Source organism: Sphingobium sp. TomTYG74 (assembly GCF_055393875.1).
In genome coordinates this window covers 631,663-647,358 of the sequence record NZ_AP027341.1, presented here as the reverse complement: position 1 = coordinate 647,358, position 15,696 = coordinate 631,663, and the positions used below count along the sequence as shown (strand labels likewise).

General features: G+C 63.3%; 11 protein-coding genes, 1 tRNA gene and 1 pseudogene. 10 read left to right on the top strand and 3 right to left on the bottom strand.

Annotation, left to right across the window (positions count from 1 at the left end; translation table 11 throughout):
• Positions 1–3: 3 nt before the first annotated feature.
• On the bottom strand, positions 4–1,665 hold the full coding sequence (locus ACZ5TB_RS03400) for an MFS transporter (protein ID WP_464779370.1): 1,662 nt from the start codon (positions 1,663–1,665) through the stop codon (positions 4–6).
• Between the two features lie 149 nt (positions 1,666–1,814).
• Between ACZ5TB_RS03400 and ACZ5TB_RS03395 the strand changes: the two genes are divergently transcribed.
• The 5 genes from ACZ5TB_RS03395 to ACZ5TB_RS03375 all read left to right on the top strand — a co-directional run bounded on the left by ACZ5TB_RS03395 (position 1,815) and on the right by ACZ5TB_RS03375 (position 8,408).
• Complete coding sequence (locus ACZ5TB_RS03395) at positions 1,815–3,023, top strand: acetyl-CoA C-acetyltransferase (RefSeq protein WP_464792011.1); 1,209 nt, start codon at positions 1,815–1,817, stop codon at positions 3,021–3,023.
• Between the two features lie 126 nt (positions 3,024–3,149).
• Positions 3,150–5,327, top strand: coding sequence for a 3-hydroxyacyl-CoA dehydrogenase NAD-binding domain-containing protein (locus ACZ5TB_RS03390; RefSeq protein WP_464792010.1), 2,178 nt, complete (start codon positions 3,150–3,152; stop codon positions 5,325–5,327).
• 240 nt (positions 5,328–5,567) lie between these two features.
• Complete coding sequence (gene galE, locus ACZ5TB_RS03385; protein ID WP_464792009.1) at positions 5,568–6,584, top strand: UDP-glucose 4-epimerase GalE; 1,017 nt, start codon at positions 5,568–5,570, stop codon at positions 6,582–6,584.
• Positions 6,574–7,263, top strand: coding sequence for a 6-phosphogluconolactonase (gene pgl / locus ACZ5TB_RS03380; RefSeq protein WP_464792008.1), 690 nt, complete (start codon positions 6,574–6,576; stop codon positions 7,261–7,263). The genes galE and pgl overlap by 11 nt, the downstream gene beginning before the upstream one ends.
• A 5-nt stretch (positions 7,264–7,268) precedes the next feature.
• The gene (locus ACZ5TB_RS03375) at positions 7,269–8,408 is read left to right on the top strand and encodes an aminotransferase class I/II-fold pyridoxal phosphate-dependent enzyme (protein ID WP_464792007.1); all 1,140 of its coding nucleotides are present in this window, start codon (positions 7,269–7,271) and stop codon (positions 8,406–8,408) included.
• Positions 8,409–8,480: 72 nt separating this feature from the next.
• Here the strand turns inward: ACZ5TB_RS03375 and ACZ5TB_RS03370 are convergent.
• Together ACZ5TB_RS03370 and ACZ5TB_RS03365 are read right to left on the bottom strand one after the other, a co-directional pair.
• A pseudogene (locus tag ACZ5TB_RS03370) lies at positions 8,481–9,481 on the bottom strand (IS30 family transposase).
• 325 nt (positions 9,482–9,806) lie between these two features.
• A tRNA-Leu gene (locus ACZ5TB_RS03365) sits at positions 9,807–9,891 on the bottom strand.
• Positions 9,892–10,089: 198 nt separating this feature from the next.
• On the opposite strand from ACZ5TB_RS03365, the gene zwf reads away from it, so the two are divergent.
• The 5 genes from zwf (at position 10,090) to ACZ5TB_RS03340 (ending at position 15,622) form a co-directional block, all read left to right on the top strand.
• The gene (gene zwf / locus ACZ5TB_RS03360) at positions 10,090–11,544 is read left to right on the top strand and encodes a glucose-6-phosphate dehydrogenase (RefSeq protein ID WP_464792006.1); all 1,455 of its coding nucleotides are present in this window, start codon (positions 10,090–10,092) and stop codon (positions 11,542–11,544) included.
• The gene (gene edd, locus ACZ5TB_RS03355) at positions 11,537–13,363 is read left to right on the top strand and encodes a phosphogluconate dehydratase (RefSeq protein WP_464792005.1); all 1,827 of its coding nucleotides are present in this window, start codon (positions 11,537–11,539) and stop codon (positions 13,361–13,363) included. The genes zwf and edd overlap by 8 nt, the downstream gene beginning before the upstream one ends.
• Before the next feature lie 110 nt (positions 13,364–13,473).
• Complete coding sequence (glk, locus tag ACZ5TB_RS03350; protein ID WP_464792004.1) at positions 13,474–14,439, top strand: glucokinase; 966 nt, start codon at positions 13,474–13,476, stop codon at positions 14,437–14,439.
• Positions 14,439–15,056: a bifunctional 4-hydroxy-2-oxoglutarate aldolase/2-dehydro-3-deoxy-phosphogluconate aldolase gene (eda, locus tag ACZ5TB_RS03345; RefSeq protein ID WP_464792003.1), complete on the top strand. Its 618-nt coding sequence runs from the start codon at positions 14,439–14,441 to the stop codon at positions 15,054–15,056. The genes glk and eda overlap by 1 nt, the downstream gene beginning before the upstream one ends.
• A 53-nt stretch (positions 15,057–15,109) precedes the next feature.
• Positions 15,110–15,622 carry a hypothetical protein gene (locus ACZ5TB_RS03340; protein WP_464792002.1) on the top strand — a complete coding sequence of 171 codons (513 nt, stop codon included), beginning with the start codon at positions 15,110–15,112 and terminating at the stop codon, positions 15,620–15,622.
• Positions 15,623–15,696: the final 74 nt, after the last annotated feature.

The window sequence follows — 15,696 nt, the reverse complement described above, 5'->3', positions numbered from 1 at the left end:
CGATCAACTCGACCGGGTGGGGTCGGTCATCGGGTCGTCCATCTCCCGCACGTCAGGCATCCGGCCGATCGGCAGCGAGCCGGTCTGCCGTTCCAGCATGCGGTGAACGACTGGCGGATGAGGTCCGCTGTGCAGCAACGCAAGAGCGTCGGAATTGGCGGTATCGGCCATGGTCCGGCGGCTATTGTGGCGGACATAGTCCAGCCAGGTCGAGACGTGATAACGCTCGACCCATAATTCGGGATCGGCCAAGTCCCTGAGGAGCGACCAGCCATGCGCGCCATCGCGGCGGCGGATGCGGCGGCGCTCGCTCATCGCTGTGAGGAAAGGCACGACGGAACCCGCCGGAATGCGATATTCGATGGTGATGACAACCGGCCCGCTGCGGGGTTCTATTGGCACGGAGGTTTGCGGTTCCTGCCAGCGGTTCAGAAGGTCGAGATTTTCATCGCCGGTCTGGGATAGCGGCAGGAAAAGGCCGACCATCGCCGCCACGAACTGCACCCCGGCGGCGACGTAGAGCGACGTCACCACGCCCATATGTTCCGCCAGCCAGCCGAACAGCCAGGCGCCCAGCGCCATGCCGCCGAAAGCTGTCATCTGGTAAAGCGCGACGGCCCGCGCCAGCACCCAGCGGGGAGCGGACATCTGGACCGACACGTTGAAGGTCGACAGCGCGATGACCCAGCCTGCGCCGCAGAGCAGGAGTCCTGCTATGGTCACAAGCAGCCAGCCAGTGGAAGCTGTGATCGCGGTTCCGATGGCCAGCGCAAGGGCGGCCGAGCGCACGATGGTTTCGATGGCGAAGCGGCGGCGGAGCCTGCCTGACGAGAGCGCGCCGAGGACTGCGCCTATGCCGAACGCGCCGCTCAGGATGCCGAAGGTAAGGGCGTCGCCCTTCAATAGGTCGCGCGCCACTAGAGGCATGAGGGCGGACACCGCGCTCGCGCCAATGCCGAAGGCTGCGGCGCGCAGGAGGACCAGTTGTATCTTCGGCGACATGGCCACATAGCGCACACCCGCCCTCATCGCGAGGCCGAGGCGTTCGCGCGGAAGGAGTTTCGGCCCGCGTTCCGGCTGCCAGCGGAGGAGTACGACAGTCAGGGCAATGTAGCTCAGCGCATTGGTGAGGAAGGCGGCGGCAGCGCCTGCCGCTGCGACGATGATGCCGCCGAGTGCGGGACCGACACTGCGCGCAAGGTTGAAGCCCATGCTGTTGAGCGCGACGGCGCTGGGCAGTTGGGAACGCGGGACCATGTCACCGACCGATGCTTGCCACGCCGGGCCGTTGATGGCGGTGGCGCAGCCGACGAGGAATGTAAAGGCGAGGAGCGACCAAGGGGTGAGCAGCCCGAGCCACGCGAACAGGGCGAGCAACGCCGATACCAGCAGCATCGAGAGCTGGCAGGCGAGCATGACGAGGCGGCGGTCGAGATTATCCGCGACCGCGCCTGCCCATAACGAGAGCAGCATGATCGGCAAGGTGGTCGATGCCGGCACCAGCGCGACGAGCATGGGGGAGCCCGACAGCGAGGTCATCATCCACGCAGCGCCGACCGACTGGATCAACCCGCCGAAGTTGGACGCGAGGCTGGCGAACCATACCGCGCGGAAGATGGGGATGGCGAAGGGCGATGGCGCTGGAGGAGAATCTGCCTCTGACACGAAAAATGCATGAACCCGAAAACGATTGGAGCGTCAAACGCGGAAGGAAGGGAAGCAGTTCAATGTTAAAGCGAATAGGCTTGCACTTTACGTAAACGTAAATACATTTGCGGCGCGCCGGACGCCAAGCGGAGAGGAATGACAGAGCGATGGAAGCCTTTATCTACGATGCCGTGAGGACGCCCCGTGGCCGGGGCAAGCCGGACGGATCGTTGCATGAGATCACCCCTGTCCAGCTGGCGACCCAGGTACTGCAGGCGGTGCGGGACCGCAACGCCATCGACACGGCTGACGTGGACGATGTGATACTGGGTTGCGTCACACCGATAGGCGAACAAGGCGGGGACATCGCCCGCGCGGCCGTACTGAACGCCGATTATGAGCAGACGGTGCCGGGGGTGCAGATCAACCGTTTCTGCGCATCGGGGCTGGAAGCGGTGAACATGGCTGCGGCGAAGGTCTATTCGGGCGAAGCGGGCCTGGCGATCGGCGGCGGTGTCGAATCGATGAGCCGGGTGCCGATGTCATCGGACGGCGGCGCGATCGCGATGGACCCGGCGGTCGCCTACAAGACCTATTTCGCCCCGCAGGGCATTGGGGCCGATGTGATCGCAACCAAGTTCGGCATCAGCCGCGACGACGCCGACGCTTATGCGGTAGAGAGCCAGCGGCGGGCGAAGGTCGCGTGGGATGAAGGGCGGTTCGCCAAGTCGATCATTCCTGTTCGCGACGTGATCGGCTCGGTGGTGCTGGACCATGATGAGCATATGCGGCCCGACGCGACGATGCAATCACTCGCCGCGCTGAAACCCAGCTTTACCGCGCTGGGTGAGGAAATGCCGGGGTTCGATGCGATCGCGCTGCTCAAATATCCGGAGCTGGAGCGGGTCAACCATGTCCATCATGCGGGGAACAGCAGCGGCATCGTCGATGGCGCGGCTGCGGTGTTGGTCGGCAACAAGGATATGGGCGAGAAATATGGGCTGAAGCCCCGCGCTCGGATCAGGGCCATGGCGTCGATCGGGTCCGAGCCGCTGATCATGTTGACCGGGCCGGAATTCGTCGCGGGCAAGCTGCTCAACCGGGCGGGGATGAGCAGTCATGACATCGACCTGTGGGAACTGAACGAAGCCTTTGCGAGCGTCGTGCTGCGCTACATGCAGGCGATGGACCTCGACCATGACAAGATCAACGTGAATGGCGGTGCGATCGCGATGGGCCACCCGCTGGGTGCGACGGGCGCGATGGTGCTGGGGACGGCGCTGGATGAGCTGGAACGGTCCGGCAAGGGCACGGCACTGGTGAACCTGTGCGTGGGTGCGGGCATGGGAACCGGGATTATTATCGAGCGGGTTTGACCGGGATTGTTCCCCCTCCCGCTCGCGGGAGGGGGTTAGGGGGTGGGCAGTCTAGGCGCAACGATAGCGCGGACACCCCCCACCCCAACCCCTCCCTTAAAGGGGAGGGGCTTTAGGGAGCCAATTATGCAGACCATCAATTTCGACATCGATGCAGACGGTATCGCCACGCTGACCATCGATGTGCCGGGCCAGTCGATGAACGTCATCGGGCCGGATTTCATCGCCGATCTGGATGCGGCGATCACGCGCATCGGTTCGGAAGAGGCGATCAAGGGCGCGGTCATTGCTTCGGGCAAGGACAGTGGGTTCATGGCGGGTATGGACCTTAAATATTTCGGGTCGATGCTGGCGAGCGGTGGGGGCAAGCGCCCTGCCCCGGCCGAGATTTTTGACAAGGTTTTCGTGCTCAATCAGCTGTTTCGACGGCTGGAAACATGCGGCAGGCCGGTGGCCTGCGCCATTGAGGGCACATGCGTCGGGGGCGGTTTTGAGCTCGCGCTGGCCTGTCATCGGCGCGTGGTCGGCGATAGTCCCAAGACACAGCTTGGGTTGCCGGAGATATTGATTGGCCTCTTCCCTGGCGGCGGCGGGTCGCAGCGCTTCCCGCGCCTGATCGGCGTGCAGGCGGCGCTGATGTACATGTTGCAGGGCAAGCTGTTCCGGCCCGCAGAGGCGGCGATGCTGAAGGCCGTCGATGAAGTGGTGCCGCAGGGCACGGCGGTCGAGAAGGCGAAGGAATGGGTAAAGGCAAACCCGTCCGCCAACGCGCAGCCGTGGGACGTGAAGGGCTTCAAGTTCCCCGGTGGCGCGGGGGCTTTCAACCCCGGCTTCGTGCAGACGATGGTCGGCGCGGTGCCTATGACGCTGAAGCAGACCCAGCGGAACATGAACGCGCCGGTCGCTCTGCTGTCTGCTGTCTATGAAGGCGCGCTGTTGCCGTTCGACCGGGCGATCCGGGTGGAGAGTAAATATTTCGCCAAGGTCGCGGCCGATCCGCAGGCGGCAAACATGATCCGCAGCCTGTTCGTGAACAAGAATGCCGCCGAACGCGGCGCGCGGCGGCCGAAGGACCAGCCCAAGGCGCCGACGAAGAAGCTCGCCATGCTGGGCGCGGGCATGATGGGCGCGGGGATTGCGACGGTGGCAGCGCAGGCAGGCATGGAGGTCATGCTGTTCGACCGCGACCTCGCCTATGCTGAAAAGGGCAAGGCGCATGTCGAGGATGTGCTGAAGAAGCGGCTGGGCCGTGGCATGACGCCCGAGAAGTTGGCGGAGACTCTGGCACGCGTCACACCGACGACCGACTATGCGGCGCTCGCGGGAGCGGACTTCGTGATCGAGGCGGTGTTCGAAGATGTGGCGATCAAGGCCGAGGTCACGAAGAAGGTCGAGGAGGTTTTAGGGCCTGATGTGATCTTCGGGTCCAACACATCGACGCTGCCGATCACCAAGCTGGCCAAGGCATGGAGCAAGCCCGCCAATTTCATCGGCATCCATTTCTTTTCGCCCGTGGAAAAGATGCCGCTGGTCGAGATCATATTGGGCAAGGAAACCGGCCCGGCCGCAATCGCCAAGGCGCTGGATTTCGTCAGCCAGATCAAGAAGACTCCGATCGTCGTCAATGACTCGCGCGGCTTCTATACCTCACGCTGTTTCGGCACCTATGTGCAGGAAGGTGTGGAGATGGTGGCCGAGGGGATCAACCCGGCGCTTATTGAAAATGCGGGGCGGCAGTTGGGGATGCCGGTTGGCCCCCTGGCTGTCGGCGACGAGGTGTCGATCGAGCTGGGCCACAAGATCGTCGTCGCCGCGCAGAAGGAATTGGGTGACGCCTATGTAGCGCAGCCGTCCGATGCGGTGATGGCGCGGATGGTCGAGATGGGGCGGCTGGGCCGCAAGAGCGCGAAGGGCTGGTACGATTATCCTGAGGGCGGGAAGAAGCATCTGTGGGCGGGGTTGGATGACATGTTCCCGCGTGCGGCGGTGCAGCCTGATGTGGAGGAAGTGAAGGAACGGCTGCTTTATCGGCAGTTGATCGAATGCGCCCGCTGCTATGAGGAAGGTGTGCTGGAAACGGTGGAGGATGGCGACCTCGGCGCGATCTTCGGTTGGGGCTTTGCGCCTTGGACGGGTGGGCCGTTCAGCCATATGGACACGGTTGGAATTGGGCATGTTGTGGCCGTGCTGGAGCGGTTGGCGGCTCGGCATGGGGATCGCTTTGCGCCGACTGTGCAGTTGCAGGACATGGCGGCTAGCGGGGCGACTTTCTATGATGCGGGGGTGAAGGCTGCGGCGGCTTGAGGGCTTAAGCTGATGGTTTAGGTTCCTCTCCCCCGTTCCGGCTGAGCCTGTCGAAGCCCCTCTCCTTCTAAGAAGAAAAGTTCTTCGACAAGCTCAGGACGAGCGGGGGTTGGGTGGGGGAAGCCGTGCCCCCCGGTCGCGGCGTTCGTTCAGATGATCTCGCAGCGCAACACGGAAGGCTGTTAATCGTTCGGACAGTGCGTTAGGTCTCGCCCGACATTTTCGGGAGACATGCCTTTTATGAGCGAAAAGCCGACGGTTCTGGTCACGGGTGGTGCCGGTTATATTGGAAGCCATGCAGTGTTGGCGCTGCGCGATGCTGGTTATGACGTCGTCGTGATCGACAATCTGGTGACGGGTTTTCGTTGGGCGGTGCCGGACGATGTGGCCTTCGTTGGGGGCGATATTGCCGACCAGCCACTGGTGCAGCAAGCTCTGCGCGATCATGACGTGAAAGCGATCATGCATTTTGCCGGATCGGTCGTGGTGCCGGAATCGGTCGAAAATCCGCTGAAATATTATCACAACAACAGCGCCAAGACCCGCGACCTGATCGAGAGCGTGGTGACGGTGGGCGTGCCGCATTTCATCTTTTCCTCGACGGCTGCGACCTATGGGATTCCGGACGAGAGCCCGGTCAGGGAGACGACGCCACAGCGGCCGATCAATCCCTATGGCATGTCCAAGCTGATGACCGAATATATGCTGCGCGATGTCAGCGCGGCGCATGCGATGAATTTCTGTGCGCTGCGTTATTTCAATGTGGCGGGCGCTGATCCGGCGGGGCGGACGGGCCAGTCCACGGCGGGGGCGACGCATCTGATCAAGGTGGCGGTCGAAGCGGCGCTGGGCAAGCGGGAGTTTGTGTCGGTGTTCGGGACGGATTTCGACACGCCTGACGGGACGGGTGTACGCGACTATATCCATGTGACCGATCTGGCGGCGGCGCATGTGCTGGCGCTGGACGCGTTGATGGCCAGGCCCGAACAGAATTATCTGCTGAATTGCGGCTATGGGCGCGGTTTTTCGGTACTGGAAGTGTTGGATGCGGTCGATCGGGTGACGAACATCAAGATCGACCGGCGGATGGAAGGACGGCGCGCGGGCGATCCGGACTCGCTGATCTCCGACAATCGGGCGATCATGGCCGAATTTCCGTGGCAGCCGCGCCATGCCGATCTGGACCAAATCGTCACTCATGCGTTGGCATGGGAGCGCAAGCTGACTGACATAAGGGGCGATCGCGATGCCCACTGAACATCTTTTTGTTGATGGTGGCCTGGCGGCTGCCGACATGGCGCGGCGGATCGAGTTCGTGCTGGGCGATGCGATCGCGGCGCGGGGGGTGGCGACGATCGCGCTGTCGGGCGGGCGATCGCCTCGGCCGGTGCTGGAGGCGCTTTCGGCGGCGGGATTGGAATGGGACAAGGTCATCGTGACGCTGGTCGATGAGCGATGGGTCGCGCCCGATCATGCGGACAGCAACGAGCGTCTGGTTCGCGAGACGCTGTTGCAGGGCGCAGCGGCGAAGGCGCGGTTTGTGGGCATGAAGAATGACGCTGCGGATGCCTATGCGGGGCAGGCTGCGTGTGAAGCGGCACTGGCAGAGCTGCCTTGGCCGCTCGACATCGTGCTGCTCGGCATGGGCGAGGATGGGCATACGGCTTCGCTGTTCCCGGAGGCGAAGGAGCTGGCCGAGGGGCTAACCACTAGCGCCCTTACGCTGGCCGTGACGCCGCCTGCCGCGCCGCATCAGCGCATGTCGCTTAGCGCCAGGGCGATCCTGAAGAGTCGGCATATCTTCCTGCAAATCGGTGGTGTGGCGAAGAAGGCGGTTTACGACCGGGCGCTGGCCGGTGGGCCAGTTGAGGAGCTGCCGATCCGGGTGGCGCTGTGCCAGCATGGCGTTTCGGTCGAGGTCTGGATTTCGGAGTGAGGCGCATGATTGCGCAGATCGATCCTTTTCATGCCATCGCGATCGGGGTGGAGGCGCATCGGCTGGAGGCCGAAGGACGCTCCATCCTGCATATGGAGTTCGGCCAGCCTTCGACGGGCGCTCCTGGTGCCGCGATTGCAGAGGCTCATCGGGTGCTGGACAGCGATCCGATGGGCTATTGGGAAAGCCCGGCGCTGAAAGAACGGATCGCGCTGCTGTACCGGGAGCGTTATGGCGTGACGGTGGCGGCGGAGCAGATTTTGCTGACCTGCGGCGCTTCGCCCGGCTTGGTGCTGGCGCTCAGTTGCCTGTTCGCGCCGGGCGCGCGGGTGGCGACGGCTCGGCCGGGCTATGTGGCTTATCGCAATACGATGCGGGCAATGTATCTGGAGCCGGTCGAGGTGGATTGCGGGCCTGCCGAGCGGTATCAGATCAGCGCGGCGGCTCTGGAGGCAATGGAGCCCGCGCCCGACGGCGTGATCATCGCGAGTCCGGCTAATCCTACCGGCACAATCATTCCTGCCGACGAGATGGCGCGAATCGCGGAGGTTTGTGCGCGGCGCGGGATCAGGATCGTGTCGGACGAGATTTATCACGGCCTGTCCTATGGCGAGGCGGCGCATTCCATGCTGGAGTTTGCGCCCGATGCAGTCGTCGTGAACAGCTTTTCGAAATATTTTTCGATGGCCGGGTGGCGGCTGGGCTGGGTAGTGTTCCCGCAGGCGCTGGTCGAGGCGGCGCGGGCGCGGATGGGGAATTTGTTCCTGACGCCCCCTTCCCTCGCCCAGCATGCGGGGTTGAAGGCTTTTGACTGCCTCGCTGAGCTTGAGGGGCACGTCGCGAGTTATCGTCGGAATCGGGAATTGTTGTTGGCGGCGCTGCCTGCGCTGGGGTTGAAGGAAATCGCGCCGCCGGATGGGGCCTTCTACATCTATGCCGATGTGGGGCATTTGACGGACGACAGCCTTGGCTTTTGCCGGAGGTTGCTGGAGGAGACAGGCGTGGCGACGGCGCCAGGGATCGATTTTGATCCTGTCGATGGGCACCGGCATATCCGGATCAGCTTTGCCGTGTCGACCGACCGGGTGGAGGAAGCGATCAGGCGATTGGTGCCGTGGTTTGCGGCTCAGCAACGGCGGGTTTAGGGCTTTTCACGCGGAGGCGCGGAGAAAATGGAGAGAGACTCAGATCATCCCAGCGCAAGCTGGGATGTAGATTCACGTTTGAAGTGCAACATTTGGATTGAAGCGTGAGAATGCCTCTGCGGGAGTAAGGAAGTCGAGGCATTTTCTTGGCGTATGATTATAGCGCTGTACGGCGGCGAGGATGTCATCGGGGGTGATGGCATCGAGGTTGGTTTTGCGCGGCAGGCTGCGGCGGAGGCGTCCGATGGCATTTTCGACGCCGCCTTTTTGCCAGGGTGATCGGACATCGCAGAAGAAGGTCTGGATGCCGATCTGGCTTGCGAGCTGGTGATGCCGGGCGAACTCTGGTCCATTGTCGAAAGCGATGGAGCGCCGGAGGGTTTTGGGCAGGTCGGCCAGCATGTCCGCCAGATGGCCTGCGGTTCTTGGGGCCTTTCGATCCTGTGGCCGGTGGATGATCGTGAACCGGGAGGCGCGTTCATGGGCGACGAGGACGGCCTGGCCATAGCGGGCAAACAGCATGAAATCGGCTTCCAATGGCCTGGGCTTTGCCGATCATCGGCGTCGGGCGGGCGCTCGGTCAACGGGCGGCGCTGCTGGATGATATCGACCATGCTGCCGCCTTGAGGGGGATAGCGGCCGCGCCTGTGGCGGGCGCGTGGCAGCATGCGATGCCAATAATCCTTCTGTGCCGAACGGTGGTAGATGAAGCGGTAGATTGACTCAGGGCTGATGAGGGTGCGACCATGTTCGCGCGTCAATCGGCCTGCGATCTGCTCGGGGGACCATCCCATCGCAAGGCCGTCCCTCACAAGGCCGCGCAGGTCCGGTTGGCGTTCCAGCTTGAAGCGGCAATCCCATCGGCGCCTGCGTTCGGCAAGCTGCTGGGCGCGGACAGGCTCATAGCCACCGGGCCAGACCTTGGTTCGCACGCTGTTGCGCCGCAGTTCGCGACTGATCGTAGCTGGCGCCCGCCCGAGATGCGCCGCTATGGCTCTTTGCGATTTGCCTGCATGCAGGCGGTAAATCTCGATCCGCTCCTCGAGGCTGAGCTGGCCATATCTCTGTCCCATCGCAACACCACCCCTAGCAGGTGTTGCACTTGTTCCGTGAACTCAGCGGATCTCGTGAGGCTAGGCGGTGCCCTATCGCCGGAGATGCCAGCTTTCGCTGGCATGACGTGAAGCTCTTTGAGCTCTGCTCGAAGAACGGCGATGTGAATGTTGACCGGCCATCCGGCGCTGTTTGATCCATTATGGATCGAACGCTCCCGATTAACTGGAATTGTCATCTTTTTGCGCTAGGGAAGCCCCGCGACCCGAGGCTTTTACCTGGTAAAAGTCCCACTTGGCCCGGTGGCTTCGTGCTGCCGGGTCTTTCTTTTTCATCGATGAAGGATGGTGCGGGCGGTCGGAATCGAACCGACACTCCTTTCGGAACCGGATTTTGAGTCCGGCGCGTCTACCAGTTTCACCACGCCCGCATGCATGGCCTGCCCGCGCCAAATGGCAAAATCAGCTGCCAGCGTCCAGACAAAAATCAGCCGAGGTGCAGGATAAGGCTGTCGGGCGGTTGCAGGGGCGGCCCTGCGCCGATAGCCTGCTTGCGTAACGAAACCGTACCGCTATAGGACCGTTTCGTGCAGACCTGAAAAATTCCTCCCAACGGAAAAGGGCATCCTTTGACCGATCCGTCTGCCACGTTCCTGCTTTTCGGTGCCACCGGCGATCTGGCGCACCGCATGATTTTTCCGTCGCTCTATAATCTGGTTGCGGACGGTTTGCTGCCCGATGACTTCATGATCGTGGCGTCGGGCCGCACGGAGATGGACGACGAAGCATTCCGCGCCGACATCGACAAGGCACTGCAAAAGTTCGTCGGCGCCGATCGCTATGATGCGGAAGTCGCGGCACGGCTGAAGGCGATGATCGGTTATCAGCCGGTCGAAGCGGGGAAGCCGGAGCAGTTCAAGAAGCTGGCAAAGCGGCTGGATGGTCGGGCGGAGCGTGGGCTGTCGGTCTATCTGTCGACACCCCCTTCTCTCTTCGCGCCCACGGCCCAAGGGCTGGCCGATGCGGGGTTGATTACCCCGACGACGCGGATCGCGATGGAAAAGCCGATCGGCAAGGACCTCGCCTCCTCCAAGGAGGTCAACAACGGCATCGGCGCGCTGTTCGACGAGAGCCAGATTTTCCGGGTCGACCATTATCTGGGCAAGGAGACGGTGCAGAACCTGCTCGCCCTGCGCTTTGGCAATGTGATGTTCGAGCCGTTGTGGAATGCCACGGCGATCGACCATGTGCAGATCACGGTGGGCGAGACCGTCGGGCTGGAAGGCCGGGTGTCCTATTATGACGGAGTCGGCGCGCTGCGTGACATGGTGCAGAACCATGTGCTGCAAATCCTGTCGATCATCGCGATGGAGCCCCCTGCCCGCATGGACCCCACCGCCGTGCGCGACGAGAAGGTGAAGGTGCTGCGATCACTGCGGCCGATGACGGCGGAGACGGTGAAGACCAACAGCGTACGCGGCCAATATACGCCGGGCGCGGTCGGCGGCGAGATCGTCACCGGCTATAGTGACGAATTGGGCAAGCCGTCCGACACCGAAACCTTCGTCGCGTTGAAGGCCCATATCGACAATTGGCGCTGGCAGGGCGTTCCCTTTTACCTGCGCACGGGCAAGCGGATGCCGACGCGCCAGTCGGAAATCCAGATTCAATTCAAGCCTGTGCGCCATTCGATCTTCGGCCGCAATGGCGGGCTGGAGGCCAACGCCATGATCATTCGCCTGCAACCGGAAGAATTTATCCGGCTGCTGATCATGAGCAAGAGGCCGGGTTTGGAACGCGAGGTGCATCTGGAGGAGGTGACGCTGGACGTGTCGCTGACCGCCGCCTTTGCCGGGCAGCGCCGTCGTATCGCCTATGAAAGGCTTATCCTGGACCTGCTATCAGGTGACCAGACGTTGTTCGTGCGCCGGGACGAGGTCGAGGCGCAGTGGACATGGATCGATTCCATCATCGACGGCTGGAAAGAAGCGGGAGTGAAGCCTTCACCCTATGCTTCGGGGAACTGGGGGCCGTCTTCGGCCATTGCCCTGATTGAACGAGACGGAGCCAGCTGGCATGACTGACCTTCATCCGGTGATCGCCAAGGTCACCGAACGCATCGTGAAGCGGAGCGCGCCACGCCGCCGCCAATATCTGGACTTGATCGAGCGTGGCCGCGACGCCGGGACCAACCGCGCGCAGCTGTCCTGTGGCAATCTGGCGCATGGCTTCGCGGCGAGTGGCGAGGACAAGCCGGTGATCCGCACTGGCAGGGCGATGAATATCGGCATCGTTACCGCCTATAATGACATGCTGTCGGCGCATCAGCCCTATGGCCGCTATCCCGAAGCGATCAAGATCGCGGCACGCGAGGTCGGCGCGACGGCGCAGGTGGCGGGCGGCGTGCCCGCCATGTGCGACGGCGTGACGCAGGGGCAGGCAGGCATGGACCTGTCGCTTTTTTCCCGCGACACGATCGCGCTGGCGACGGCAATATCGCTGAGCCACGCGATGTTCGAGGGTGCGGCGCTGCTGGGCATATGCGACAAGATCGTGCCGGGGCTGCTGATCGGCGCGCTGCGTTTCGGGCATCTGCCGACGATCCTGATTCCCGCTGGGCCGATGCCTTCGGGCCTTGCGAATAAGGACAAAGTTCGCATCCGCCAGCTCTATGCAGAGGGCAAGGTGGGCAAAGAGGAACTGCTGGAGTCCGAAAGCGCCAGCTATCATGGCGCGGGCACCTGCACCTTCTACGGCACGGCCAACAGCAATCAGATGATGATGGAAGTGATGGGCCTGCACATGCCCTGCGCGTCCTTCGTCAATCCGGGCACTAAGCTGCGCAGCGAACTGACGCGGGCGGCGGTGCATCGGCTGGCGAGCATCGGCTGGGACGGCGATGATTATCGGCCGCTTGGCCACTGCGTCGATGAGAAGGCGATCGTCAACGCTATCATCGGCCTGATGGCGACGGGTGGATCGACAAACCATGCGATCCACGTGCCCGCCATCGCTCGGGCGGCGGGCATCAGCGTCGACTGGACCGATTTCGCGGAGATTTCCGACGTCGTTCCGCTGCTGGCGCGGGTCTATCCCAATGGCGCTGGCGATGTGAACAATTTCCACATGGCTGGCGGCATGTCCTTCGTCATCCGCGAACTGCTGGACAACGGACTGCTGCACCGGGACATCATGACGGTCGCTCGGGCCGACCTGACCGATTATGGCAAGGAGCCGGTGCTGGAGGATGAGGCGCTGCGATGGCGTGACGTTCCGGTATCGCGCGATGACGCCATCCTGCGGCCGGTGTCGAGCGCCTTCAGCCCTGATGGCGGCATGCGCCTGCTGGCGGGCAATCTGGGCCGCTGCGTCATGAAGGTGAGCGCGGTCGAGAAGGAACGCTGGACCATCGAGGCTCCGGCGGCTGTGTTCCACGATCAGGATGATGTGCTGCGCGCCTTTAAGGCGGGTGAGTTGGAACGCGACGTCGTGGTCGTGGTCCGTTTTCAGGGGCCGCGCGCGAACGGGATGCCGGAATTGCACAAGCTGACCCCGGCGCTGGGCGTTTTGCAGGATCGCGGGTTCCGCGTGGCGCTGGTGACGGACGGGCGCATGTCGGGGGCTTCGGGCAAGGTGCCTGCTGCCATTCATCTGTCGCCCGAAGCTTTGGGTGGCGGGCCGATCGGCAGGCTGCGCGATGGCGACATGGTGCGGGTCTGTGCTGACAAGGGATTGATCGAGGCGCTGGTCGATGCGGCGGAGTGGGACGCACGGGACATGCCCGTGCCCCCGCCGGCTCCTTATGACACTGGCCGCGAACTATTTGCGCTTTTCCGCCATCATAGTGATCTGGCGGAAAGCGGCGCTTCGCCCATTTTGGCTGCGATGGAAGCTGAATTATAATCCCCCACCCGTCATGCCAGCGCATTGCTGGCGTCTCAGGCGAGAGGGCACGGCCCGGCCTCATGAGATTCCAGCTTACGCTGGGATGACGCCATGATTGGAGTGGTCCTATGACCGACATCATCGCTGCCGACATTGGCGGCACTAACGCCCGCTTCGCACGGGCCAAGCTGAACGCGCGCAATGTCCCGACGCTGGGCAAGGTGCGGAAATACAAGGTTGCCGACTTCCCCAGCCTGCAAGCCTGCTGGGCCGCTTTCGCGCATGATGAAGGCGGCAATCTGCCCAAGGCGGCATCGATCGCCTTTGCCACCGCGATCGGACGTGATGTTATCAAGCTGACCAACAGCAGCTGGATGATCCGGCCCGACACGCTGGACGAGGAACTGGGCCTGAAGCAGATGCGGCTGGTCAATGATTTCGAAGCGGTGGCGCATGCCGTCGCGCGCCTGCCGGACGACAATCTGCCGCTGCTGTTCGGGCAGGACCGGCCATTCCCCCGCGACGGCGGCGTTACTGTGGTGGGTCCGGGCACGGGCCTTGGTGTCGCGATGATCGCATTCGACGATGGCGAGCCGCATGTAATCGCGACCGAAGGCGGGCATATCGACTTCGCGCCGCTCGACACGATGGAGGAGAAGATCCTCGCCTATCTGCGCGACAAGTTCCTGCGCGTATCGACCGAGCGGATCGTGTCGGGGCCGGGCCTCAACAATATCTACAAGGCGATGGCGACCATCGGTCATGACCGCGTCATCCTGATGGAGGATGCCGAATTGTGGCAGGCAGCCATTGACGGCACGGACGAGTTCGCTCGGGCGGCGTTCGATCGCTTGTGCCTTTGCTATGGATCGGTCGTGGGCGACCTGGCGCTGGCGCAGGGGCCGAACGCGGTCGTGCTGGCAGGCGGACTGACGCAGCGGATGCGCGGCTTGCTGCCTCAGAGCGGATTCCATCGGCGCTTCACTGCCAAGGGGCGGTTTGAAAGCCTGATGGCGACAGTGCCCATCCGCCTTGCGGTGCATGAAGAGATTGGACTTTACGGGGCGGCCGCCGCCTTTCGGGAGAAGAAATAATGTCGCTCAGCGTTGAACAGGTGATGGAGCTGGCGCCGGTCATTCCGGTGCTGGTGGTAGATCGGGTGGAGGACGCGCTGCCCATTGCGCAGGCGCTGGTGAAGGGCGGCCTGCCTGCGCTGGAAGTCACGCTGCGCACGCCCGCCGCGCTGGACGTGATCCGCGAGATGGCGAAGGTCGAGGGCGCGGTAGTCGGCGCGGGCACGGTGCTGAACCCGTCGCAGATGGACGCGGCGATGAAGGCAGGCGCGCGGTTCATCGTTAGCCCCGGCCTCACTGAACCGCTGGGCAAGGCGGCGGTAGCGGCGCGGGTGCCATTCCTTCCCGGAACAGCCACGGCGGGCGACATCATGCGCGGGCTGGACCTGGGCCTCACCCATTTCAAATTTTTCCCGGCGGAAACTTCGGGCGGGCTGCCCGCTTTGAAGGCGCTGGCCGCCCCGCTGCATGTCGCGCGTTTTTGCCCGACGGGCGGAATTACTGCGGAAAGCGCGCCCAAATGGCTGGCCGAACCCTTTGTGAAGTGCGTCGGCGGTAGCTGGGTCGTGCCCAAGGGGCCGGTCGATGCCGCAAAGATCGAGGCTTTGGCGCGAGAGGCTGCGGCATTGCCGCGCTGACGTTTCGCGCCGCCGCCATTGCACAGCGGGATTTCCCGCCCTAGATCAGCGCCATGATCCTGCGTAGGCTGCTCCCTTCCATCGCCCTTTTCCTTTCTGGCTGTGCCGGGACGCTGACGGGCTATCCTTCACTCGCCAAGCGGGCGGTGGAGAATGCGCCGGTTGGAGAAGCTCCGGCTGCTCCGGTGCCGGTTGAGGCTGATCCGGCTTTGCGGGCGCAGGTTGACCGACTTGCGGCGCAGGCACAGGCGGGCAGCGCGGCGTTCGACAAGGCATGGCCCGGCGCGGATCGGGCAACGCGGGCTGCTTCGGGCGCGGCGGTGTCCAGCGAGTCCTGGGTCACGGCGCAGCTTGCGATCAGTGCGCTGGAGGCGGCGCGCAATGATAGCGTTTCGGCGCTCGCCAGTCTCGACACGCTTTATGTCGAACGCAGCAATGCGCTGGCCGAGGACCAAGCCAAGGGTGGGGTGGAGCAGATCGATGCGGCGCGCAAGGTGGCGCTGGCGATCGTGGATGCGCAGAATGACCGGATCGATGCGGTGAAGGGGCGGCTGGCGCAGCCTTGAGTTTTGGGGCTATGCGAACGTTATATTTCCGTTCCGGCTGAGCTTGTCGAAGCCCTTTTCTGTTGTTCAAGAAA

What these genes read in the sequence shown, in the direction of transcription:
- ACZ5TB_RS03395 (WP_464792011.1), top strand. Translation starts at nt 1,815, where the DNA reads ATGGAAGCCTTTATCTACGATGCCGTGAGGACGCCCCGTGGCCGGGGC.
- ACZ5TB_RS03390 (WP_464792010.1), top strand. Translation starts at nt 3,150, where the DNA reads ATGCAGACCATCAATTTCGACATCGATGCAGACGGTATCGCCACGCTG.
- galE (WP_464792009.1), top strand. Translation starts at nt 5,568, where the DNA reads ATGAGCGAAAAGCCGACGGTTCTGGTCACGGGTGGTGCCGGTTATATT.
- pgl (WP_464792008.1), top strand. Translation starts at nt 6,574, where the DNA reads ATGCCCACTGAACATCTTTTTGTTGATGGTGGCCTGGCGGCTGCCGAC.
- ACZ5TB_RS03375 (WP_464792007.1), top strand. Translation starts at nt 7,269, where the DNA reads ATGATTGCGCAGATCGATCCTTTTCATGCCATCGCGATCGGGGTGGAG.
- edd (WP_464792005.1), top strand. Translation starts at nt 11,537, where the DNA reads ATGACTGACCTTCATCCGGTGATCGCCAAGGTCACCGAACGCATCGTG.
- glk (WP_464792004.1), top strand. Translation starts at nt 13,474, where the DNA reads ATGACCGACATCATCGCTGCCGACATTGGCGGCACTAACGCCCGCTTC.
- eda (WP_464792003.1), top strand. Translation starts at nt 14,439, where the DNA reads ATGTCGCTCAGCGTTGAACAGGTGATGGAGCTGGCGCCGGTCATTCCG.
- ACZ5TB_RS03340 (WP_464792002.1), top strand. Translation starts at nt 15,110, where the DNA reads ATGATCCTGCGTAGGCTGCTCCCTTCCATCGCCCTTTTCCTTTCTGGC.